At 58.8% G+C, this 21,320-nt stretch carries 23 protein-coding genes and 1 other RNA gene; 13 read left to right on the top strand and 11 right to left on the bottom strand.

Annotated features, from left to right (window positions below):
- Positions 1-50 precede the first annotated feature (50 nt).
- Positions 51-448, top strand: an RNA gene (gene rnpB / locus J7416_RS12420) — RNase P RNA component class A.
- An 8-nt stretch (positions 449-456) separates the two neighbouring features.
- Here rnpB and J7416_RS12415 read toward each other — a convergent pair.
- From J7416_RS12415 to J7416_RS12405, 3 genes are all read right to left on the bottom strand, one after another.
- Positions 457-789: a GYD domain-containing protein gene (locus tag J7416_RS12415; protein ID WP_209225054.1), complete on the bottom strand. Its 333-nt coding sequence runs from the start codon at positions 787-789 to the stop codon at positions 457-459.
- 68 nt (positions 790-857) lie between these two features.
- Positions 858-1,700, bottom strand: a complete 843-nt coding sequence (locus J7416_RS12410; protein WP_209225053.1) for a DUF2182 domain-containing protein — start codon at positions 1,698-1,700, stop codon at positions 858-860.
- A gap of 13 nt (positions 1,701-1,713) precedes the next feature.
- Positions 1,714-2,349, bottom strand: coding sequence for a DUF1326 domain-containing protein (locus J7416_RS12405; RefSeq protein WP_209225052.1), 636 nt, complete (start codon positions 2,347-2,349; stop codon positions 1,714-1,716).
- Between the two features lie 320 nt (positions 2,350-2,669).
- Here J7416_RS12405 and J7416_RS12400 point away from each other — a divergent pair, with 320 nt between their 5' ends.
- From J7416_RS12400 to J7416_RS12390, 3 genes are all read left to right on the top strand, one after another.
- Positions 2,670-3,374 carry a DUF533 domain-containing protein gene (locus tag J7416_RS12400; RefSeq protein ID WP_209225051.1) on the top strand — a complete coding sequence of 235 codons (705 nt, stop codon included), beginning with the start codon at positions 2,670-2,672 and terminating at the stop codon, positions 3,372-3,374.
- A 126-nt stretch (positions 3,375-3,500) separates the two neighbouring features.
- Positions 3,501-3,668, top strand: a complete 168-nt coding sequence (gene rpmG / locus J7416_RS12395; protein WP_005630270.1) for a 50S ribosomal protein L33 — start codon at positions 3,501-3,503, stop codon at positions 3,666-3,668.
- Positions 3,669-3,866: 198 nt separating this feature from the next.
- The gene (locus tag J7416_RS12390) at positions 3,867-4,373 is read left to right on the top strand and encodes a hypothetical protein (protein WP_209225050.1); all 507 of its coding nucleotides are present in this window, start codon (positions 3,867-3,869) and stop codon (positions 4,371-4,373) included.
- A gap of 179 nt (positions 4,374-4,552) precedes the next feature.
- Here J7416_RS12390 and J7416_RS12385 read toward each other — a convergent pair whose 3' ends face one another.
- Together J7416_RS12385 and J7416_RS12380 are read right to left on the bottom strand one after the other, a co-directional pair.
- Positions 4,553-5,329, bottom strand: coding sequence for a Bax inhibitor-1/YccA family protein (locus J7416_RS12385; RefSeq protein ID WP_209225049.1), 777 nt, complete (start codon positions 5,327-5,329; stop codon positions 4,553-4,555).
- A 181-nt stretch (positions 5,330-5,510) separates the two neighbouring features.
- Positions 5,511-5,720 carry a DUF1127 domain-containing protein gene (locus J7416_RS12380; protein ID WP_209225048.1) on the bottom strand — a complete coding sequence of 70 codons (210 nt, stop codon included), beginning with the start codon at positions 5,718-5,720 and terminating at the stop codon, positions 5,511-5,513.
- Positions 5,721-5,847: 127 nt separating this feature from the next.
- Here J7416_RS12380 and J7416_RS12375 point away from each other — a divergent pair, with 127 nt between their 5' ends.
- Positions 5,848-6,729, top strand: a complete 882-nt coding sequence (locus J7416_RS12375; RefSeq protein ID WP_209225047.1) for a LysR family transcriptional regulator — start codon at positions 5,848-5,850, stop codon at positions 6,727-6,729.
- A gap of 16 nt (positions 6,730-6,745) precedes the next feature.
- On the opposite strand, the gene J7416_RS12370 is transcribed toward J7416_RS12375, so the two are convergent.
- Positions 6,746-7,702, bottom strand: a complete 957-nt coding sequence (locus J7416_RS12370) for an NADPH:quinone oxidoreductase family protein (RefSeq protein ID WP_209225093.1) — start codon at positions 7,700-7,702, stop codon at positions 6,746-6,748.
- 309 nt (positions 7,703-8,011) lie between these two features.
- Here J7416_RS12370 and J7416_RS12365 point away from each other — a divergent pair, with 309 nt between their 5' ends.
- The 3 genes from J7416_RS12365 (at position 8,012) to J7416_RS12355 (ending at position 10,668) form a co-directional block, all read left to right on the top strand.
- Entirely contained in the window at positions 8,012-8,383 is a 372-nt protein-coding gene (locus tag J7416_RS12365) for a helix-turn-helix transcriptional regulator (protein WP_170490074.1), read from the top strand.
- Positions 8,384-8,427: 44 nt separating this feature from the next.
- Positions 8,428-9,219, top strand: coding sequence for a histidinol-phosphatase (gene hisN / locus J7416_RS12360; protein ID WP_209225046.1), 792 nt, complete (start codon positions 8,428-8,430; stop codon positions 9,217-9,219).
- Positions 9,220-9,333: 114 nt separating this feature from the next.
- Positions 9,334-10,668, top strand: a complete 1,335-nt coding sequence (locus tag J7416_RS12355; RefSeq protein WP_209225045.1) for an 8-oxoguanine deaminase — start codon at positions 9,334-9,336, stop codon at positions 10,666-10,668.
- A gap of 66 nt (positions 10,669-10,734) precedes the next feature.
- On the opposite strand, the gene guaD is transcribed toward J7416_RS12355, so the two are convergent.
- Entirely contained in the window at positions 10,735-12,024 is a 1,290-nt protein-coding gene (guaD, locus tag J7416_RS12350; RefSeq protein WP_209225044.1) for a guanine deaminase, read from the bottom strand.
- A gap of 139 nt (positions 12,025-12,163) precedes the next feature.
- On the opposite strand from guaD, the gene mgtE reads away from it, so the two are divergent.
- Both mgtE and J7416_RS12340 read left to right on the top strand, forming a co-directional pair.
- Positions 12,164-13,558: a magnesium transporter gene (mgtE, locus tag J7416_RS12345; protein ID WP_209225043.1), complete on the top strand. Its 1,395-nt coding sequence runs from the start codon at positions 12,164-12,166 to the stop codon at positions 13,556-13,558.
- The gene (locus J7416_RS12340; RefSeq protein ID WP_209225042.1) at positions 13,555-14,112 is read left to right on the top strand and encodes a 5-formyltetrahydrofolate cyclo-ligase; all 558 of its coding nucleotides are present in this window, start codon (positions 13,555-13,557) and stop codon (positions 14,110-14,112) included. Before mgtE ends, J7416_RS12340 begins: the two co-directional genes overlap by 4 nt.
- A 2-nt stretch (positions 14,113-14,114) precedes the next feature.
- On the opposite strand, the gene J7416_RS12335 is transcribed toward J7416_RS12340, so the two are convergent.
- Positions 14,115-14,351, bottom strand: coding sequence for a DUF333 domain-containing protein (locus J7416_RS12335; protein WP_209225041.1), 237 nt, complete (start codon positions 14,349-14,351; stop codon positions 14,115-14,117).
- Between the two features lie 88 nt (positions 14,352-14,439).
- Here J7416_RS12335 and J7416_RS12330 point away from each other — a divergent pair, with 88 nt between their 5' ends.
- The 3 genes from J7416_RS12330 (at position 14,440) to J7416_RS12320 (ending at position 17,963) form a co-directional block, all read left to right on the top strand.
- On the top strand, positions 14,440-15,255 hold the full coding sequence (locus tag J7416_RS12330) for a TIGR00282 family metallophosphoesterase (protein ID WP_209225040.1): 816 nt from the start codon (positions 14,440-14,442) through the stop codon (positions 15,253-15,255).
- An 89-nt stretch (positions 15,256-15,344) separates the two neighbouring features.
- Complete coding sequence (locus J7416_RS12325; protein WP_209225039.1) at positions 15,345-17,123, top strand: SLC13 family permease; 1,779 nt, start codon at positions 15,345-15,347, stop codon at positions 17,121-17,123.
- A gap of 99 nt (positions 17,124-17,222) precedes the next feature.
- Positions 17,223-17,963, top strand: coding sequence for a YbaY family lipoprotein (locus tag J7416_RS12320; protein ID WP_209225038.1), 741 nt, complete (start codon positions 17,223-17,225; stop codon positions 17,961-17,963).
- A gap of 14 nt (positions 17,964-17,977) precedes the next feature.
- On the opposite strand, the gene J7416_RS12315 is transcribed toward J7416_RS12320, so the two are convergent.
- The 3 genes from J7416_RS12315 to J7416_RS12305 all read right to left on the bottom strand — a co-directional run bounded on the left by J7416_RS12315 (position 17,978) and on the right by J7416_RS12305 (position 21,315).
- Positions 17,978-19,639, bottom strand: coding sequence for an FAD-binding dehydrogenase (locus tag J7416_RS12315; protein ID WP_209225037.1), 1,662 nt, complete (start codon positions 19,637-19,639; stop codon positions 17,978-17,980).
- 11 nt (positions 19,640-19,650) lie between these two features.
- Positions 19,651-20,508, bottom strand: coding sequence for a bile acid:sodium symporter family protein (locus J7416_RS12310; RefSeq protein WP_209225036.1), 858 nt, complete (start codon positions 20,506-20,508; stop codon positions 19,651-19,653).
- A gap of 72 nt (positions 20,509-20,580) precedes the next feature.
- A complete protein-coding gene (locus J7416_RS12305; RefSeq protein ID WP_209225035.1) occupies positions 20,581-21,315 on the bottom strand; it encodes a glutamine amidotransferase in 735 nt (244 codons plus the stop codon).
- Positions 21,316-21,320: the final 5 nt, after the last annotated feature.

The raw sequence follows: 21,320 nt of genomic DNA, 5'->3' as shown, positions 1-21,320 counted from the left end.
CGTTCTCCACCCTTGACGCGGCCCGGTGCAAAGCTTACCCCGACCAACGCGCGGAGGGCCGGATGGCCGCTGGGGCTTCGGCCCGAGAGGAAAGTCCGGACTCCACAAGACAACGGTGCCGGGTAACGCCCGGGCGGGGAAACCCGACGGAAAGCGCCACAGAAATCAGACCGCCCAGGACTTCGGTCAAGGGTAAGGGTGAAACGGTGGGGTAAGAGCCCACCGCGCCGCTGGCAACAGCGGCGGCACGGCAAGCCCCACCGGGAGCAATGCCAAATAGGGTCCCCGCGCGGGCCGGTCGGCGTCAGCCGATACCGCCGCTAAGCCTGTCTTGGCCCAGAGGGACCGGGTTGGCAGCTTGAGCCGCGCAGCAATGCGCGGCCTAGAGGAATGGTCATCGAAGGGGGCAACCCCGGAACAAGATCCGGCTTACAGGCCCTCCGCGCATATCTCAGATCATTTTCCGGGCGGCGTGTACGTTCCGGCCAGTTTCGCGGCTTTCTTGGTAATGGCGGCAAAGTCCTTCGCTTTCCAGGCGCGCACGGTCTGAATATTTGACACAGCACCCGAGGCCGCGACGGCCATTCCAACGGCAACGGCATCAGTGCCGTCGGGAACCTCACTTATGACCACGACGTCATTATCGCCGGTCGTCATGTAAAAAGCCAATAGCTTGCCGCCGACCTTTTTCAGCAGCGCCCGGACCGGCGCAGTGCGGTCCGCAGGCTTTTTCAGCATACCTTTGACACCGTCCTGCGAATAAGACGCGTAAGTAATGAAAATGGGCATAATTCTCCTCCTTGGATCGATATTTGGAACCCTGAAATTGGCCAGGTTCCGTGGCCTGAAAACGTGTTTCAGAAAACGCGAAGAACGGCGTCCATAACGACCCATAGACCCACAGCGATCAGTACCATCCCTGTCATTACGGGCAGCCAGCGCGCTTGGGGCAAAAGCTTTTCCAATGCCACATATATAGCCAGTCCCGCGATCCAGTAGAGGTTCATGATCCCTCCAACAAACAGCAGCGCCATCAACGCCCAGCAGCAACCCAAGCAATACACCCCATGCAATGCGCCAGTTCTAAGCGCCCCATAGGCCCCCGGCTTATGGTGATCCGCGATGAAACGGGCTGGGCTCTGGCAATGCCGCAGGCAAGCTGTTTTGAGGTCCGACAACTGGTAGGCCCCTGCGACGATCAGAATGCACCCAGCAAAGGTCTTGGATCGGATGGTCATCATTGGGCCATCGGACAATCCGATGCTTTCCAGCCCCCATTGCAGTCCCGTCGCAATCAGGCTGAAGACGGCCCAGGCCACAAGATACCCGGCCAGAAAACAAAAGCTAAAGCGTGCGGCCTTGGCCCGTTCGGGTCCCGCCCGCTTGATCGCTGTGTATAGCAATACGGCAGGGGCGGCGCTGGGCGTCATCATCGCGATCATCATGACCCACCACATCAGGAAGATCAGCGTGGCGTATTGCAAATCCCACTCAGGGGCCGCGCCCATTTGCATGGGCTCTCCGATAGGGCCTGCCATCCGCGTCATTTCGGTGGCGGTCATGTTCATTCCGATCCCGGCGATCGTGTACCAAGCCGAGGCCAAAACGATCAGCGACGCTCCGGCCAGAACGATGGCCCGGTCATGCCGCATCAGCCGCTCGACCGCCCCAGTGCGGGGCGGGGTGGGGTGGGAGGTCATGATGCGCCCCGGATCAGGCGCCCAGGACGCCGTGACCCGAGATATTCATATGAGCCAAATGGGCATGGGTTGCAACAAAAGTCAGGTTGATTTCCCCGCCGTGAGTCTTGGCTGTGCCTGAGGCCGCCTCGGCATGGCGATACTCGAACCCATTCGGAAGCTGGATCGATGCCCGGTGCGCCGCCCCTGACACGATGTGTGGAATCGGGCTGACCTCGACATCAAAGATGCCCTTCACCTTTGCGAACCCGGTGCGTTCTTCGCGGTCCCAGTTCAACTCGATCGGAACGTAGAGTGTTTCATGTTTGGTTGGGGCCATAGCGCTATAGACGTACCACATCGTTGCCATTTCATCGGTGTCTTCACCGGTCATTATGGCCTGCAATGCGGCGCGCTGATCGGCGCTTGCGCTTTCGTCGATGACCAGCTGCATCTGGCCGTTGCCCTCGTGGATGGGGCCGGGCCAATAGTAAACTCCGGCTGCCTTTACGCCTGCCAGATCGGTGTCGCCGTAGTGTCCGCTTTGGATGTCGAACACGACGACCGCTTCGCAATTTCCGTGGGTCGGAAGGACGCTGAACTGACAGGGGCAACCGAAGTTACAGTTGCAGTTGGCCAGCTCCTCGCCCTTGATGGTCCACTCAGTCATGATGCCCCCCCTAACACTATAAATCATGCAAACGCTGCTGACGCGGTCGCTGGCCTGTTCATGGTGCCTCGAAGGTCGAGCCGGAAATTGGCTTCTTGAGATTGTTGATTGCGCGGAAACTATCACAAATTCGAATTTCTTACAAATTAGGTTCATGTTTGTGCGAGATTACGCCTGTTACGTGCTCACAGCGCGAAACACGACCGCGGCAACATGTTTTCACGTTAGCGTCTTGGAGCATCTGCATTTTCAGCAGCTAATTTACTTCACAGAAATCTGCTAAAATGCGGATACGCATTTTGAAAACTGGGAGGATTATTATGAGCTTCATGAAAGCACTGGCTTCGGTTGCAGTCGGATTTGCTGCGGCAAAAGGCATTGAGAAGTACAAGCAAATGGGCGGTATGGCCGGGTTGCAGGACATGATGCAAGGGGCCGGGGGCGGCTTTGGAATGGACCAACTGGGTAAGATGGCGGAACAGTTTGGGATGCCTGGTGGTGCCGCTGGATTGCAGGAAATGATTGGAAAGCTTGGAATGGCCAACCCGGCTGGGGCAGCGGGTCTGGGCGGGTTGATGAACGCCATGCAAGGGGCCGCAAAAACCGGCAGTCAGAACACTGTGGACATGATGGAGACCGTGTTTAAAGGCACCCCCGGAGGGGCCGCGATGGAGGAGCAGGCCAAACTGATGTTGCGCGCGATGATCCAGGCAGCAAAAGCGGACGGAGAATTGGACGAGCACGAAAAGGAAACAATCCTGGGTGAGTTGGGTGACGATATCAGCGATGAAGAACGCGCCTTTGTTCAGGATCAGTTAAACGCCCCAATCGATGTTATGGGATTGGCTGCCGCCTCCGATGCGCCGCTTAAGACACAGGTCTATGCCACGTCATTGGCGGCGATTCGTCTGGATAACGCACGCGAGGCGTCCTACCTGGGGCAACTGGCCACTGCGCTGGGATTATCGGACGCCGAGCGTGACCAGATTCATGCGTATATGGGCGCTCCGACGCTTTCGGCCTGACGCTAACCTTTTATCGACGGCTCAAGTGCCTGATTGCCCTTGACACGCGCGGTGCAAGGCGTAAAAGCGCACGCTCATAGGAATTCAACCGAAAGGCCCCTGCCTTTTCGGACGCAGGAGATAACCATGGCGAAGCCGACGACAATCAAGATCCGTCTGAACTCGACCGCGGGCACGGGCCACTTCTACGTGACCAAGAAAAACGCGCGCACCATGACCGAGAAAATGACCGTTCGTAAATACGACCCGGTTGCTCGGAAGCATGTCGAGTACAAGGAAGGCAAGATCAAGTAATCTGCCGTCCATCTTGGACAGAACAGAGAAGGGTTTCGCAAGCGCGGAGCCCTTTTTCTTTGCGCGAATGCCGTTGTTCGTCAGGTGGGGCCGTTGCAGTGACGCATCAGCGTAGGGATTATTCGGTCTGGCGCTGGGTTGCTTTTTGGAACCCCTTGGCAATACGCTTCAGCAAATCGTCCCAAAATGTTGGTCGCCATGAAAAAAATCTTGTTATCCACAATTGCCGTGTTCGCTCTGGCGGCGTGTGAAGACCCGCTAAACCGCTCTGGTGTCGGGTTCACTGGAATCGATGGTGAACCGCGAACCCTCTCGGATGTTCCGGGCGCGGTCGCGTTTCTTCCCGATGCCACGAACATCCCGGCGGAACTTGCTGTGCTGCCGACTGTAGCTGTCGTTACAGATCAGACCGAGCCTGAGAAGGTCGCCCGAGTTGCCATCGACAATGGTGGTCGCAGTGACGCCAATTCGGTCATCCTTACCGGGTCTGACATGAACATGTACTTGAGCACCGTTAACGTGAACGGCACGCTGTTCGGCGTGTTGCGGACCGAAAACAACAGTACTCGTGTCGACAATGGGATCGGTGCAGCGTTTGGTCAGAATGCCGAGCAATTCACCGGATGCCTCCCGACCGGGCAAGTCTTCCGCAAGGGATCGTCCACGCGCAGCTCTGGGTTTGCGGTTGCTCTGAACTGCAGCTGATCCACCTGTTAGGTATCGCATAAATCGGCCTCTACCTACAGGGTAGGGGCCTTTTTCATGGCGGCAGCAGATATCTTGGGCGCGACCAATGTATCGCTGTGCAAACGCCGATGGAGAGCGGGCAACAAAAAAGGCGGGCTGAAATGGCCCGCCTTTTGGATCTGAATTTCTGCTTTCGCTTATTCGCGGTTGCCGAACAGTTGCAGCAGGAACATGAACATGTTGATGAAGTCGAGGTAAAGGCTCAGCGCGCCCATGATAGCGGCTTTCCCCAACCACTCCTGATCGCCGGAATGCGCCATCTGCAGGTAGGTGGTTTTGATGTTCTGGGTGTCATACGCGGTCAGGCCGGCAAAGATCAGAACACCGATGACCGAGATCGCAAACGCCATGGCCGAAGAGGCCAGGAAGATGTTGACGATCGACGCCACGATCAGGCCGATCACGCCCATGATCAGGAACGTGCCCATTGCGGACAGGTCCTTTTTGGTCGTGTAGCCGTACAGCGACAGGCCCGCAAAGGCGATCGCTGTGATCAGAAAGACCTGAATGATCGACTGGCCGGTGAAGACCAGGAAAATCCAGCTGATCGAAACGCCCATGACGGCCGCGAACAGGTAGAACACGGTCTGCGCGCCAGCTGCGGACAGGCGATTGATCCCGGCGCTGAAGCCGAAGACGAAGGCCAGCGGAGCAAACATGATTACCCAACGCAGCGGAGATGCAAACAATGACGCACCAAGGGACGTGAGCATGGTGCCGTTGCTCATCTGGCCTGCTGCCGCCGAGGGATCGGTCGTCGTCGCCAGGCCAGCAATGGCCCATGCCGCGGCGAATGTAATCAGCATGCCGACGGACATTGTGCCGTAAACTTTGTTCATGTGGGCGCGCAGGCCCTCGTCAATCTGGGCAGCGCGCGCACCGGTCGCCGTCCGGATCGTGTCAAATTGTGCCATTAAGGGTCTCCCTTCGCATAGTTCTTGTCGTGGTCTCGATACGAGCCACATTCCCCGCAAATATCGGCAAGTGCGGGCCACGTTTCAAGGGTTTAACGCCGGAAACTGGCTAAAAGACGCAACAAAAATGGCGGCTCGATGGATCGTGCCGCCATTCTCTGAGAAAAGATGTATGCAGGAGTTACTTTTGCCAGAATTCGGGCGCATCCCACAGGTGACGGGCAGCTTCGGTCTCGGCTTGTTCGCGGGTGATACCGATGTCTTCAAGGGCGCGCGCATCCAGCCGGGCAAGCGTTTTGCGCTGACGGTGCAGGGACAAGGCATCGCGAATCGTGGACAACAAAGACCGCCGTTTAGGGGCGCAGGCATGTTTGAGTGCAATTTGGGTCATTATTATTGTCCTTTCTCTGTTTTGCGATGGTTGATTGAAGTATCATCAACTTCCTTGATTTATATGGCGCAGTATGACACATTTTGAAAATGAATATTTTTGAACTGATGCATAAGGATCCGTGAACATGCGAAACCTCGACATCACAACGCTCCGTTCTTTTGTCGCTGTTGCAGATCAGGGGGGCGTGACACGGGCCGCCGGATTTTTGCACCTGACGCAATCTGCAGTGTCGATGCAATTGAAGCGCCTCGAAGAACTGTTGGGGCTTGAGCTGCTGGATCGCAGCGGGCGTACCATAGCTCTGACCGCATCTGGCGAACAACTGCTGGCCTATGCCCGCCGCATGATCGCGCTGAATGACGAGGTTATTTCCAAGCTGACCGACCAGGCCTATGAGGGCGAGGTGGTGCTGGGTGTGCCCCATGACATCGTGTACCCGGCCATCCCACGCGTTTTGCAGCGGTTCAATGCGGAATTCCCGCGCGTTCGGGTGCAATTGGTGTCGTCGTATTCGCTGCAGTTGAAAGAGATGTTCAGCCGTGGCGAGTGCGATCTGATCCTAACGACCGAAGCCTCAGCAGTGGACGGTTCCGAAACAGTGGCCGAGTTGCCGTTGCGGTGGATTGGCGCTCCGGGTGGGTCTGCATGGCGTAAACGTCCGATTCCGCTGGCAGTCGGCCGCCGGTGCGTGTTCCGGCCTCAGATTATTTCAGCGCTCGACGGCGCTGGCATTCCATGGGAGCTATCGGTCGAAACCGAAAACGACCGCACCATCGAGGCCACTGTCAGTGCTGATCTGGCGGTTCATGCCATGTTGGACGGGACAGAGGCCGCGCATCTTGAACAGATCGACGCAGCAGGGGCTTTGCCCGAATTGCCAGCGCACATGATCAACCTGTACGGAGGTGAACCCGGTCGTGGCGCGGTGGTCGAAGCGCTGGCCGATCTGGTGCGTCAGAACTTTCGGATGCTGGGCAGCGCGCCTCTCAAGGCAGTTGTCGGGTAACGGTCGACTGACGAGTCTAGGGCGTTACGACCACTTTGCCGGTGGCAATCCGGTCGCGCAGCAGCTGCATGCCTTTCTCGGCCTCGGTCAAGGGGAGGGTATGGCTGATATGCGGTTTGATCCGTCCCTCGGCGAGCCAGCCAAATAGCGTCTCAAAGCTGTCCTGCACGATCTGAGGGCGGAACTTCAGGTACCCACCGATGTAAAAGCCGATGACCGTGAGGTTCTTGACCAGCAGGTGGTTGGCCGGGATCTGCGGCACATCTCCGCCTGCGAACCCAATGGGCAACAGGCGGCCTTCGGGGTTGGTGGCCCGGAACGCCGCTTTGAAAACGTCTCCGCCAATTGCATCATAAACGACATCTGCGCCGCCCAGCTCTTTGACACGCGCGCGCAGGTCGTCAGAGGCGTCGATCAGGTGATCCGCTCCGGCAGCGCGTGCTACTTCCAGCTTTTCCGGGCCGCGCGCATGGGCGATCACTGTTGCGCCCATCAGTTTTCCGATTTCAACGGCGGTCAGGCCAACACCGCCTGCGGCTCCGGTCACCAGCAGGGTTTCACCCGGCTGCAGATGCGCGCGGTGATCCAGCGCGATGTGACTGGTACCATAACCGATCTGTACGGCGGCCGCGTCTTTAAAGCTGATCGCATCAGGCAGCGGTATCGCCCGGTCGGCATTAAAAACGCCAAACTCAGCCAGTCCACCCTGACCGGAGTATATTGCCACGCGATCGCCGACACGCAGCGTTTTGACGCCATCCCCCAGCTTGTCGACAACACCGGCAACTTCCAGACCAAGGGTGAACGGGGCCTCTGGCGTATCCTGATACGTGCCTTTCTGCATCAACAGGTCAGCAAAATTCAGGCCACAGGCTTTTATCGCCACGCGAACCTGCCCCGCACCCGGTTCGGGAAGATCAATCTCAGCCAGTTGGGCAGCGGCTCCTGGGGATGGAATCGTGAATGCCTGCATCATCGCGCTCCGTTCTTTTGCGGGCATAGATTCGCCTCGGTGGCAAATTGTCAATCGTTTACCCGATTGGGGCAATCGCCGACGTCGGGTGTCGCGGTCGCGCTGCGCGAAAACAACACAACCCTAAACAATTGTGGGCGCAAACAGATTCAACCTTCTTGAAAAAATACCCAAATGACGCAATATTGCGCTATGGTGCTGTTTCGGGGGTATGTTCCAAATTAGGGAGTGGTTAAGAGCGACTCGCTAGTGTTGCGTGGAAAAACCATGCGCGCCCCTTGTAGTTGTGTGTAGGAGAGGAGAATACCAATGACCCATCACGTCGATGTCCATGTGGGCAAACGCGTCCGGCATCGCCGCTGGCTGATTGGCATGACCCAACAGCAGTTGGCGCAGCAAGTTGGTATTAAGTTTCAACAAATTCAAAAGTATGAAACTGGTGCCAACCGGATCAGCGCGTCTCGCCTGTGGGACATTGCCGAGGCATTGGACGTTCCCGTCAGCTTTTTCTTCGAAGGTCTGGAAGAGGCCGAAAAAGAGACAACTGGCAAAAAATCGGTTCCGGCCGATCTGATGGGCGACAAGGAAGCATTGGACCTCGTGCGGTCCTACTATGCGATTCCCGAAAACCAGCGCCGCCGTCTGTTTGAGCTTGCGCGGGTTCTCAGCGACGTTGCTTGAATTAGCGGGTTGACTCTGCACTGCGCCCGCCCCACGCCTGTCGCATGCAAGAGACTCCTTTGACCGATCTGGAAGTAGCCGAAGAAATGGCCGACGCCGCGCGCGAGGCCATTCTTCCGTTTTTTCGACAAACAGATCTTCAGACATTAAACAAACTTGACGATGGGTTTGACCCCGTGACGATCGCCGATCGCAACGGCGAAAAGGCAATGCGCGAGGTTCTGGCGCGTCATCGTCCCGAAGACGGAATTTTTGGTGAGGAGTTTGGCCATTCCGAAGGCTCCAGCGGCCGGACCTGGGTTCTGGACCCGATTGACGGCACACGCGGCTTCATCAGCGGGACACCGACCTGGGGTGTTCTGATCGCCTTGAGCACGGCCAATGGTCCGATCATGGGAGTAATCGATCAGCCCTATATAGGCGAACGGTTTGTAGGCTCGTCCGACATTGCTCGGGTTACCGGACCCGCAGGAACAGCACCATTGAAAACACGCCAGACCGCTGCTTTGGATCAAGCCGTTGTCTTCACCACGTTCCCCGAGGTCGGCACCCCCGAAGACCGCGCGGGGTTCGAGGCTGTGGCCGGCCGGGCAAAACTGACCCGCTATGGGATGGATTGCTATGCCTATGCGCTTGTAGCCTCGGGGCAGGTCGATCTGGTGATTGAGTCCGGTCTGAATGCCTATGACATCCAAGCCCCCATCGCCGTGATCGAAGCAGCAGGCGGTGTCGTCACCGATTGGCAGGGGGGTCCAGCCCACAATGGGGGCCGCGCCTTGGCTGCTGCCAACCCAGAACTGCACGCAGCCGCGCTGGAGATCCTGCGCAACTATTGAAACCCGTTGCCGGGTTTCAATCGTTCGGGTAAGGTCCGCCCGGCTGGTTCTTGTGCCCGTTTTCCGCCAGCCAACGCACTCCTTGCATGAAACGGGCTGATGCAGGAGGGCGAAATGACCGAAATCCTTATTAAAAACGCGGACACCATTCTAACGATGGATGACGCGCGCCAAGAACTGTGTGGCGCGGATATTTTGATCCAAAAAGGACAGATCGCGCAGATCGGCCGCGATTTGCAAACCAGCGGAGAGGTACATGATGCCTCGGGCTGTGTCGTGACCCCTGGGTTGGTGAACACCCATCACCATCTATACCAAACCCTGACCCGGGCCGTTCCGGGCGGGCAGGATGCGCTGTTGTTCGGATGGCTGCAGACGCTGTACCCGATCTGGTCGCGTTTTGGTCCGGAAGAGATGTTTGTGTCCGCCCAGATCGGGCTGGCCGAGCTGGCCCTGTCGGGGTGCACTCTCAGTTCGGACCACCTGTATCTCTATCCCAATGGCGCGCGGCTAGATGACACGATCGCTGCCGCGGCAGAGGTCGGAATGCGATTCCACCCGACCCGTGGCGCGATGAGCATTGGTGAAAGCGACGGAGGATTGCCGCCGGACTCACTCGTCGAATCCGAGGCCGCGATTCTGGACGACATGGTCCGCGTGGTTGATGCGTTCCACGACTCAACCGAAGGCGCAATGTGCAGGGTCGGTCTGGCTCCGTGCTCTCCGTTCTCGGTCAGCCGCGATCTGATGCGCGACACGGCAGTGCTTGCGCGTGACAAGGGGGTTATGCTGCATACACACTTGGCTGAAAACGATGAGGATATCGCTTATTCGCAAGCCAAGTTCGGATGTCGACCCGGCCAATATGCCGAGGATCTGGGCTGGACCGGGTCTGACGTATGGCACGCACATTGTGTCAAACTGGACGGGTCCGAAATCAACCTTTTTTCCAAAACCCAAACAGGTGTCGCCCATTGTCCCTGTTCCAATTGCCGCCTGGGATCCGGTATCGCGCCAGTGCGTTCCATGCGCGACAGGGGTGTTCCGGTGGGCCTTGGTGCCGATGGATCCGCCAGTAACGACAACGGCAGTCTCATACTCGAAGCACGTCAAGCCATGTTGCTGCAACGCGTTGCCAGCGGGGCCGATGCCATGTCCTCGCGCGAGGCATTAGAGATCGCCACACGTGGCGGTGCTGATGTGCTGAACCGCCCCGATTGCGGACGCCTTGAGCCGGGCAAACGTGCCGACATTGCCATGTGGGACACACGCAGCATCGAAAGCGCAGGCAGCTGGGATCCGGCCGCATTGCTGCTGGCCGGACCAATGAAAGTGAAGCACCTGTTTGTAGAGGGCCGTCAGATTGTAAGGGCAGGAGAGCTGACGACGATAGACCTGCCGCGCGTCATAGAAACGCACAACCGACTGGCGCGGGCTCTGGCCATCTAGCAGGATCCGCTCTTCATCTGGCCAAAAATATCCCCGCCGGAGGCATGCGCCGCAGGCGCATTGGGTCTATGCGCCAACTTTGCGGCCGCCAATCCACACCTCTGCTATCGCCCGATCATCCCCCATCATGATGGTCGGGAAGACTGCCTCCCACAGGTCATTGGCACAGGCCTCTCGTTGCGCGATTGCGGGGGTTGAGGCAAGGTCCAGCACAACCAGATCAGCTTCCATCCCCGCTGCAACGTTGCCGATACAGTCATCCATCCGCAACGAGCGAGCCGATCCGACAGTGCCCAGCCACAGCAGTTGCGCCGCGTGCAAGGGCGCGCCGCGTAGTTGTCCGATTTCGTAAGCCGAGGCCATGGTGTGCAGCATCGAAAAGCTCGACCCGCCACCGGTATCCGTTGCCAATCCGACCCGGTGCCCGTCGTGCATCAGCCCGTCCATGTCGAATAGGCCTGATCCGATAAACGTGTTCGAGGTTGGGCAGTGGATCAGTGCGGCGTCAACCTCGCGTAACCGATCGCGTTCTCGCGATTCCAGGTGGATGACATGGCCGTAAACGCCGTGCGATCCCAGCAAGCCGAACTTTTCATAAGTGTCCAGATAGTCCCGCGCGTCTGGGAACAGCTCGCGGACCCAGGTGATTTCATCCGTCTGCTCACTCAGATGCGTTTGCATAAGGCAATGCGGGTGCTCAGCCCAAAGCGCGCCCATCGCCTCCAACTGATCTGGAGTGGAAGTTGGCGAAAACCGCGGCGTGATGGCATAGGAAATACGATCTACGCCATGCCACTTCTCCAGCAATGCTTGGGATTGGTCGTAGGCCGTCTGAGGGGTGTCCCGCAGCCCCGCGGGCGCATTGCGATCCATGCAGGTTTTGCCAGCCACCACGCGCTGCCCGCGCTGTTGCGCTGCGGTAAAAAACGCATCAACGCTCTCGGGATGGATGGTGCAGAAACTGCACATGGTCGTGGTCCCATGCGCGGCCGTTAGGTCGAGATAGCGGTTGGCGATCTCGGTCGCGTACTCCGTCTCTCCGAACTTCATTTCCTCGGGGAAAGTATAGGTGTTCAGCCAATCGATCAGGCGCTTTCCCCAGCTGGCGATCATGGCGGTCTGCGGGTAATGCACGTGCGCGTCTACAAACCCGGCCATGATGACATGCTGACCGTGGTCCACCACGTCGGCATCTGGGTGTGCGGAGATCAGGCTGTCTGCATCTGCAACCGAAACGATCCGACCTCCTTCGATCAACACCGCTTCGCTGATAGTCACGGCCTCGGTCGGTTCACCCTCAAAGGGTGATCCGTTGAAACTCAGGACGCGCCCTTTGAGAAGCGTTTTTTGCGCCATTTCCAATGTTCTCCGCCTGTATGGGACTGGGAAACAGCATAAGGCGGCGAAACTTGCCGGTAAATCGCCGCATTGTCATTGTTTTCCGGTAGCTGCTTCTTCTAATTAGGGGTCAATGCGCGAACCAACGGGGGCAGACATGACGACAGGCTATGATGAACCCGCAACCGACTCTGCCGCCGAAGACGATGTGTATGCGCTGGACCGCCGCACTGTGGCCGCGATCCTATATGCGGTGGATGTGGATGATCGTGACAAGCTGATCGAGCTGATGGAGCCGCTGCACCCAGCGGACATCGCCGACCTATTGGAACAGATCAACCCCTATGACCGCGGACGCCTGATCCGGCTGTACGACAAGGAATTCGACGGAGACATCCTCTCGGAACTGGATGAGGCCGTGCGGGAAGAGGTCATCAGTGTCCTGCGCCCCGACGTTCTGGCGGACGCCGTGCGCGACATGGAAAGCGACGACGTCGTCGACCTGCTTGAAGATCTGGAAGAGCCGCAGCAAGAGGCCATTTTGGATGCGCTCGAGGATTCTGAGCGGATCGCGGCAGAGCAGGCGCTGTCTTATCCCGAGAACTCAGCCGGTCGTCTCATGCAGCGCGAGGTCGTCATGGCTCCCGAGCATTGGACCGTGGGGCAGGCCATCGATTTCATGCGCGCCAACGATGACCTGCCAGAGCAGTTCTACCATGTCGTTCTGGTTGACCCCCGGTTAAAACCGGTGGCACAGGTCACCTTGGGCAAGCTGATGGCGACCCGACGCGAGGTGCCGCTGCATGACATCGCCGAAGAGGAATTCCATACCATCCCCGTCGATCAGGACGAAGAGGATGTGGCCTATGCGTTCAATCAGTATCACCTGATTTCGGCCCCGGTCGTCGATGCCGACGGGCGCTTGGTTGGTGTGATCACCATCGACGACGCGATGGTCGTATTGGATGAAGAGCACGAGGAAGACATTCTGCGATTGGCCGGTGTGGGTGAGGAAAGCTCGTTGTCCGACAGCGTCGCAGCCACAAGCCGTCGCCGCCTGCCTTGGCTGGCGGTGAACCTATGCACGGCTATTTGCGCCTCGTTGGTGATTTCTCAGTTCGAGGCGGCGATTGATCAGCTGGTCGCGCTGGCAATCCTGATGCCCATCGTCGCGTCCATGGGCGGCAATGCGGGAACGCAGTCGCTAACGGTTGCGGTGCGCGCCCTGGCAACCCGCGACCTGACCAATGCAAACGTCATGCGAGTTATCCGGCGGGAATTGCTGGTGGGCATGCTCAACGGTCTGTGTTTCGCCATCGTGTTGGGCACTGTCGGGATGATGTGGTTCGACTCTCCGATGCTGGGTGTCGTGATCGGGTCGGCCTTGGTCGTGAATATGATCATCGCAGGCTTTGCAGGTACGGTAGTACCGGTCTTGCTGGACCGTCTGGGTGTTGACCCTGCGCTGGCATCGGGGACGTTTGTGACCACCACAACGGATGTCATGGGCTTCTTCATCTTCTTGGGGCTTGCCAGCGTGGTGCTTTTGTGACCGATCTGACTGAAATCAAAGCCGCTGCGCGCAAGACCGCATTTGCACGCCGCAAGGCTGCTTTCGAAGTGCGTATGCCGGGCGCAGCCGGGCGGTTGTCCGAGGTTCTGGCTGGTCATCGCGGTGTGCCGCTATCGGGGTACATGCCGATCCGAACCGAGATTGATCCGCTACCCGCCATGGCCGAAGCGTCGGCCTACGGCGCGGTCGGTGTTCCCGTCATCCAGGCTGCGGGCCAGCCGCTGAAGTTCTCGCGCTGGACGCCCGAAGGGGCGCTCAAAGACGGCCCCTTCGGTGCGAAAATCCCAGAGGTCGATGACTACTTCGACCCAGAGATTCTGATCGTGCCGCTGGTTGCTTTCGATGCGCAGGGCGGCAGGCTGGGATATGGCGGCGGGTTCTATGACCGCACGTTGGAAGGGCTGCGCGCCAAGCGCCCGACGCTGGCAATCGGCTTTGCCTTTGACGCGCAAGAGGCCGAAGGCCTGCCGCTCGAACCAACTGACCAGCCACTTGACATGGTCATTACCGAAAGTCGGGTTCTGACGTTCTAAGCCTAGCCCATGTTTTCGGCTCGGAAATACTCCCACGCATCTTGCTTGGACCCGTCAGGCAGGGTGCAGGTTCCGCTTTGGCCGTTCTCACCATCCTGTATCTCATACTGCCCACCTTGTTCGATGCAGAAGGTCGCGGCCGGATTGGCCAGCCCGACAGGCTGTTCCGAAGCTTGATCAGCCTGATCGCAGGCAGCGAGAAGGGCCAGAGCGGCCACTGGGGTGAAGTAACGGGTCATTAGCGTCTCCTGTCCAATGCGTTTTCACGGTTTATTGCCGCAGTTTAACCACTTGTGCTTGGGGGACACCACACTTAGGACGTTAGGCATGAGATTACTATTTCTGGGTGACGTCATGGGCCGCGCTGGACGTGCGGCTGTACAGCAGCATTTGCCGCGTTTGCGCGGTGAATGGCGGCTGGATTTCGTCGTGGTCAATGGCGAGAACGCCTCGAACGGGATGGGCCTGACCGGGGATCACGCCAAGCTGCTGCTGGATGCAGGGGCTGATTGCCTGACGCTGGGCGACCATGCGTTTGACCAGAAGGACATGCTGCAGTTCATCGAGAGAGAGCCCCGTATCGTACGCCCGGTGAATTTTGCCAAAGGCGCGCCGGGCAGGGGGCATCGACTGTACAACGCACCCGGCGGGCGCAAGGTTCTGGTGGTTCAGGTGTTGGGGCAGGTCTTTATGAAGCGCCCCTTTGACGACCCGTTCTCGGCCGTTGAGCCGATCCTGAAATCGCACCCCCGCGGCGGGCAAGCGCAGGCGATCATCGTCGATATGCATTGCGAGGCCACGTCCGAGAAGATGGCCATGGGCCACTATTGTGACAAACGCGCCAGTTTGGTTGTCGGTACGCATACCCATGTGCCCACCGCCGATGCTCAGATCTTGCCGGGTGGCACCGCATATCTGTCAGACGCCGGGATGTGCGGAGACTATGACTCGGTCATCGGGATGGACAAGGTCGAGCCGATGCGCCGTTTCATCACCGGAATGCCCAAGGCCCGGTTCACCCCTGCCAATGGTGAGGCGACGCTAAGCGGTGTGTTTGTCGAAACCGACGACCGCGACGGTCAGGCCAAATCTGTTCAAATGGTACGCGTTGGCGGACGGTTGCAGCAAGCGGGGCCGCAATAATCCACGTCAGGCTTGCTCTGCCGCGCGCAATGCGTGAAACTGCCTGACGGGCGCGTAAGCCAGGCCAGGGTTCGGACAGAATACCAAGAATGGAATTCCTTCAACTGACAGAAATGGGAAGCGCGATACTGGCGCTAATGGTCGTCGCAGGCATGTTCATCATGTTCCTGCGCGAAGTCTATCCGACCGAAGTCGTCGCTATCGGCGGGGTCGCTGTGATGCTTGTGACCGGTATCCTTCCCTATCAAAGCGCGTTGGCGGTTTTGTCCAACCCGGCCCCGTGGACCATTGCAGCGATGTTCATCATCATGGGGGCGTTGGTCCGCACAGGGGCGCTGGATGCTTTCACCTCGACCGCTCAGAAACAGGCGCAGGTGAAACCTAAGGTCGCCATTGCAACGTTGATGGCCTTTGTAGTTGTGGCCTCGGCCGTGGTGTCGAATACACCGGTGGTGGTCGTAATGATCCCCGTCTTTATCCAGATCGCGCGCACCCTGAATGTTCCGGCATCGAAACTACTGATCCCGCTTAGCTACGCTGCCATATTGGGTGGTACGCTAACGTTGATCGGTACGTCGACCAACCTGTTGGTCGATGGTGTCGCACGGTCGCAAGGGATGACGCCGTTTACAATCTTTGAGGTCACGCCGCTGGGTATCGCCTTGGTGATATACGGCATGTTCTACCTGCGGTTTGTCTCTCCGCGCCTGCTGCCAGAGCGGGATAGCATGGCCTCGATGCTCAGCGACCGGTCCAAGATGAAGTTCTTCACCGAGGCCGTGATCCCGCCTGACAGCAACCTGATCGGGCGCGAAGTCACCGGGGTTCAGCTGTTCAAGCGTCCCGGTGTGCGCCTGATCGACGTTGTACGCGGCGACGAGTCTTTGCGGCGCAACCTCAAGGGCGTCACGCTGAAAGTGGGCGACCGCGTGGTTCTGCGAACCCAGATGACCGAGCTGCTGAGCTTGCAAACGAACAAAGAGCTTAAGCGTGTCGATCAGGTTTCTGCGGTTGAGACCAAGACGGTTGAGGTCCTGATCACTCCGGGGTGCCGCATGGTCGGCCGGACGTTGGGCGCGATGCGGCTGAGGCGTCGTTACGGGGTCTATGTGCTGGCGGTGCATCGGCGGAACCAGAATATCGGTCGGCAATTGGATGAACTGGTCGTTCGCGTCGGGGACACATTGCTGTTGGAGGGCTCTCCGGCGGATATTCAAAGATTGGCCGCTGATATGGATATGGTCGATGTCACCCAGCCTTCGGCCCGCGCGTTCCGCCGCAGCCATGCGCCGATTGCCATCGGGGCACTGACCGGGATCGTTGTACTGGCCGCGCTGGGCGTCGCACCGATCCTGTTGTTGTCGGTGTTGGCAGTGGCGGTCGTGTTGATGACCCGCTGCATCGACGCGGATGAGGCGTTTTCCTTTGTCGAAGGCCGCCTGCTGGCCCTGATCTTTTCCATGCTGGCCATCGGTGCGGCTCTGGACAAATCCGGCGCCGTTTCGTTGATTGTCGAGGCCATTGCCCCCGGTTTGGGCATGTTGCCCCCGTTCCTGATCATCTGGGCCGTCTATCTGCTGACTTCGGTGCTTACAGAACTGGTGTCGAACAACGCGGTGGCCGTTGTTGTCACACCAATTGCAATTGGTCTGGCGCAAGCGGTGGGGATTGATCCGCGCCCGCTGGTGGTGGCGGTCATGGTGGCTGCATCGGCCTCCTTCGCGACGCCAATCGGGTATCAGACCAACATGATGGTATATGGCCCCGGCGGGTACAGGTTCACCGATTTCCTGCGGGTCGGTGTGCCGTTGAATTTGACGGTCGGCTTGCTCGCCTCGTTGCTGATACCGTTCATCTGGCCCCTGTAGAACCGGCGCGTAACCGCTGGCTTTCTGCAGAAGTCCTTGTAAATTCAGAGCTACGCACAATGTTTTGAATAAATGAATTTACAAGGAAGGAGCACAGCCATGCTCAAGACCGGATACACTGCCCTTGCGGTTGCGGCCGTGACCGCCACACTTGGCGGCACCGCCTTGGCAGGTACTATCGAAGGGTCGGCCACCTATCGCGAACGCATCGCGGTGCCGCCTGATGCGACCCTGCTTGTGCAGTTGCAGGACGTCTCGCGCGCCGATGTCCCGTCCGTCACCTTGTCGGCCAAACGCTATGCTTTGACTGGTGTGCCTGCGCAATTTGAGTTGAGCTATGATGACGCGCTGATCCAGGAGGGGATGCGCTATGTGGTGCGCGGATCAATCTTTCAGGGCGACACGCTGCTCTATACCACAGACACAGCCTATCCGGTCCTGACGAACGGGGCGGGGAACACCACAGATCTGGTCTTGGTCAAGGTGCAGCCGCCCGGTGCCGCCACTTTGGAAAACACCAGCTGGACGGCCATGGGCCTGAACGGCGCACCTATTGAGACGGAACGTCGCCCGGCTTTGTCTTTTGCGCAGGACGGGGCCTTTTCCGGCACCGGAGGGTGCAATCGGTTTTCCGGGCAGGCCAAGATCACCGGAACCAATATCGAGTTCCCGGATAACATGGCCGCTACTTTGATGGCCTGCCCACCGCCATTGGATGACGTCGAGCGGCAGTTTTTCAAAGCCCTCCAAGGTGCTTCGGCCTATGTTTTCAAAGGCGACACACTGGTTTTGTTGAACAGTAACGGGCAATCGCTCGTGCAGTTCGCTCGGGGCGGGTAAGGGTTACAGGGCCGTCACGCGACGGCCCTGGACCGCCCGGCGTTACGGCCAGAGAAGATGCAACCGCCAAGGAACGACCCTTCCAACGCGTTGTAGCCGTGGTACCCGCCGCCGCCGAAGCCAGCGACCTCGCCGGCGGCGAAAAGCCCCGGCACGACCTGACCGTCTGCGCCGACCATCTGGCTGTCCAGATTGGTCTGCAACCCGCCCAGCGTTTTGCGCGTCAGCACGTGCAGCTTGACCGCGATCAGCGGACCATTGGCCGAGTCGAGGAACTTGTGCGGCTTTGCTGTGCGGATCAACCGATCCCCGCGATAGTTGCGCGCCGCCAGAATTGCTGCCATCTGCGCGTCTTTGGTAAACGGGTTATCGATCTGGGAATCCCGCGCCTCGATCTGCGCGCGCAGATGCGCCTCGTCGATCAGACCTCCGCCCAAGTGGTTCATGCCATTCACAAGCTCGGTCAGGGTATTGGCGACGACGAAATCCTCACCATGTTCTTTGAACGCCTCAACCGGCGCAGTGGCTTTGGAGCCGGTCAGGATGCGCTGGAACAGAACCTCTTTCCAGCCGCCATTTGTCATGTCTGGGTTCTGCTCGGACCCGGAGAGGGCAAATTCCTTTTTGATCACTTTCTGGGTCAGAACGAACCAGCTGTATTCGTGACCGGTCTTTAGGATTTCCTTCAACGTACCCAAGGTATCGAACCCCGGCAGGCAGGGCGGTTTCAACCGGTTGCCTTCCGCGTCGAACCACATCGAGCTTGGTCCCGGCAGGATACGGATACCGTGCGAGGGCCAGATCGGATCCCAGTTGCGAACGCCTTCTGTGTAGTGCCACATCCGGTCGCCGTTGATCACATGCCCGCCAGCCTTTTCGCTGATGCCGATCATGCGGCCATCGACGTGGAAGGGTACCCCCGCAACCATGTTCTTTGGCGGCTCGCCCAGACGGCCACGTGGCCAGTTCTTGCGTACCATTTCAAAGTTGCCGCCAATCCCGCCTGATGTGACGATGACCGCTGGGGCGTAAACTTCGAACTCACCAACCTCATCGCGGTTGGTTTTGGCACCATGGGCGGCAGTGTCATCGGCCAAAACTTCGCCCGAGACGCCTTTGGCTGCGCCGTTTTGCATAATGATGTGGCTGACCTGATGGCGGAATTTCAGCTGGACCAACCCGTTGCTCACGTGCTCGCGCACGCGGCGAATGAAATGTTCCAGAACGCCCGGGCCGGTACCCCACGTGATGTGAAACCTGGGGACAGAGTTGCCGTGACCATCCGCATATGAGCCGCCCCGTTCGGCCCAGCCGACAATGGGGAACCAGCGCAGGCCCATATCGTGCAGCCATGGGCGCATCTCACCCGCTGCAAATTCCACATAGGCTTCGGCCCATTTGCGGGGCCATGCGTCCTCGTCCCGGTCGAATTGCGCGCTGCCCATCCAGTCGCGCAGGGCCAGATCATAGCTGTCCTTGATGCCCATGCGGCGTTGCTCGGGCGTGTCGACCATGAACAGACCGCCAAGGCTCCAGAAGGCTTGACCGCCCAGAAAATGCTCGGGCTCTTGGTCAACGACGATGACCTTTTTACCGCGATCACCCAATTCGGCAGCAGCGGCCAGCCCGGCCAGTCCCGCCCCAACGACGATGGCATCAGCAGAGTTATTTGTCATGTCATGTCCTTTCAGCGGCTGCGAAACCACAGGATAAAGGGCAGGGCCACGGCGTACATCGTGATCCCGTAAACGGCCGACGGCAGGGCCAGCGGACTGAAGCCGCTTTCGGTCGCGGTAATCAGCGCGGCCAGTGTAATCCCAAGTGTCGAGTTCTGTATGCCGGTTTCGATTGAAACAGTCTTACTTTCTTGCCACGACAGTTTGGCGACACGCGCCAGGCCCAGCCCAATCAACAACAGCGCAATATTCAACGAGATCAACCCGGCCCCCATCACGCCGAGGTTGTCGACAAACAGTTGCCAGTTTCCGGCCAGCGCCGCCACGACGATCAGAATAAAAAGAACTGTCGCAATCGTGGACAACGTGGGTTCGATCCGCTTTGCAAAGTCGGTTGCAAAGCTGCGAAGTGCAACTCCAAGCGCCACTGGAAGCGTAGTGATCAGGAACATCGCGATGGCCAGGCCCGCAATGGAAACCTCTGGCGCGGCATCGCCCATGAAGTGGTTCACCGACCAGGCGGCCAGAAAGGGAACGGTGACCATGGACAGCAAGCTGATGACGGCGGTCAGGCTAACTGACAGGGCGACGTCACCCTTTGCCAGTTTCGACAGGATGTTGCTGGTCACTCCGCCGGGACAAAAGCTGAGGATCATGAAGCCGACCGCGATCTCGGGCGGCAAAGCGAACAGTTTGACCGTGATGAAGGCCACGACCGGCAAAAGCACAACCTGACACACTGCGCCGATTGCGAATGGATAGCGCCGGTTAAGGACGCGGCGGAAATCGGCAACCTCCAGGCCAACGCCCAAAGACAGCATGATGATGGCCAGCGAAAGCGGCAGGCCGACACTTATTAGAAGATCCAAGAACAACTCCTCCCAAAGCCGTTCGGGCCAGCCTATGCGAGGGGTCATGGATCAGGCAATAACGCCGTTAGGTCACCCGTAGCGTTCGGCGAATCTGCGCAGGATTTCTGCCGGTTGTGTGACATCTGCGGCATGACAGATATCGATCAGGCGTTGGGCATCTTCGGGAGGGAAATAGCCGTGGTCCTTATAAATGTTAATACGCTGTTCAAAATCGCCCGCGTCGGCCTCGGGATGGAACTGCGTGGCATAAACGTTTTGCCCCCAGCGGATCATCTGAAACGGACAGGGGTCTGAGGCCAGCAGATGCACACAGCCGTCCGGTAAGGCCTGAACCGCTTCTTTGTGACCGACGAATGCATCGAAACTGTCGGCCAGGCCCGCGGTCAGTGGATCTTGGGTGCCATCCTCGGTCAGGCGGCAGGTTGAGGGGCCGACGGGCTCTCCGTACTGCTCTTTGCTGACCGAGCCGCCCAGATGTGCGGCGAGAATGCCCAAACCATAGCAACAGCCCATGAACGGATGATCCCGCGCGATGATCTGGGGCATGAGACTCATTATGGCCGCTTCGGTCCGCGCATCGGTATCGGACTTGGTTGCCGGATCGTCGCTGACGCATCCCGGCCCGCCCCCGACGATCACCCCGGCATAGTCCGTGACATCCAGATCGTTGGGCAATTCCTCGCAATCCAACCGAATGCGATGGGTCTGGTCCGGAGACAGCCCGGTTTTGTCCAGAATCGACGCATACTCGGCGTCCGAGGCATCGGTTTCCGGGCGCAGTTGCAGGATCAGAAATCGTTTCATGAGGG

The sequence above is a fragment of the Ruegeria sp. R14_0 genome (genome assembly GCF_017743975.1).
Taxonomy (GTDB): domain Bacteria; phylum Pseudomonadota; class Alphaproteobacteria; order Rhodobacterales; family Rhodobacteraceae; genus Ruegeria.
This window is presented reverse-complemented; position numbering and strand designations above follow the sequence as displayed.